Source organism: Variovorax sp. WDL1, from assembly GCF_001541225.1.
In the GTDB taxonomy this organism is placed as follows: Bacteria; Pseudomonadota; Gammaproteobacteria; order Burkholderiales; family Burkholderiaceae_C; genus Variovorax.
In genome coordinates, this window is sequence record NZ_LMTS01000193.1 from 18,190 (window position 1) to 19,375 (window position 1,186).

The 1,186-nt window shown below is 67.8% G+C and carries 1 protein-coding gene; it reads right to left on the reverse strand.

Annotated features, from left to right (window positions below):
• Positions 1-23 precede the first annotated feature (23 nt).
• A partial coding sequence (locus tag APY03_RS25675; protein ID WP_157103461.1) for a type IV secretory system conjugative DNA transfer family protein occupies positions 24-1,186 on the reverse strand: 1,163 nt, incomplete at its 5' end.

Sequence of the window (1,186 nt, forward strand, 5' to 3'; positions counted from 1 at the left end):
GAACAGGTTGAGGCGGTAGTGGCTCATAGCTCGATTCCGTCGTTGGGGTCGAGGGAAGCCAGCCGGGCCGTGCGCTGCATGGCCGGATCAAGCTGGCGAGGAAGGGGAAGCGGCAGGTCGTCGTCGTCGAGCAGCGCGAGGTCGGCCGCAGGCGCGGCCAGCTCGGGGGCGTAGGCGACGGCTTCCGAAAGCTCGGGCTGGCGGCGCGGGCCGCCGTCGTCGGCGGCCAAGCTCTCCAGGCCGTTAGCGGATGCGGCGGCCGGTGCGGCGGGCGTTGGCGGAATGGCCAGCCCGCTCCAGTCGTCCGGGCGCAGCGGCGGCACGTCGGCGTATTGCGCATCCGCAAGCGCGGGCGGCGGCAGCACGCGGCGCTTGAAATTGGCGTCCGCGTAGTAGCGCAACTTCTTCGCCTTGATCGGCGCCACGCTGGACACCATCACCACGGCTTCGTCCGGCGGAAGCTGCATGACTTCGCCCGGCGTCAGCAGCGGGCGGGCCGTCTCCTGCCGCGACACCATCAGGTGGCCCAGCCACGGCGCGAGCCGATGGCCTGCGTAGTTGCGCTGAGCGCGCAGTTCGGTGGCCGTGCCCAGCGTCTCGGAAATGCGTTTGGCCGTGCGTTCGTCGTTCGTCGCAAACGTCACGCGGACGTGGCAGTTGTCCAGAATCGAATGGTTCTGGCCGTAGGCTTTGTCGATCTGGTTGAGCGACTGCGCGATGAGGAAGCTGCGGATGCCGTAGCCCGCCATGAAGGCCAAGGCCGTCTCAAAAAAGTCGAGTCGTCCCAGCGCCGGGAACTCGTCGAGCATCAGCAGCAGCTTGTGGCGGCGCTCGATGCCGTCGGAGCCATCGAGCGATTCGGTGAGGCGCCGGCCGATCTGGTTGAGGATCAGGCGGATGAGCGGCTTCGTGCGCGATATGTCCGAAGGCGGCACCACCAGGTACAGCGACACCGGATGCTCTGCCGCGATCAGGTCGGCAATGCGCCAGTCGCAGCGCGACGTGACTTCGGCCACCGTGGGGTCGCGGTACAGGCCGAGGAACGACATGGCGGTGCTCAACACGCCGGAACGCTCGTTATCCGACTTGTTGAGCACTTCGCGCGCAGCGGAAGCGACGACAGGATGCGGCCCATCGCCCAGGTGGGGCGTGGTCATCATCCGGTGCAAGGTCAGCTCGAACGGGC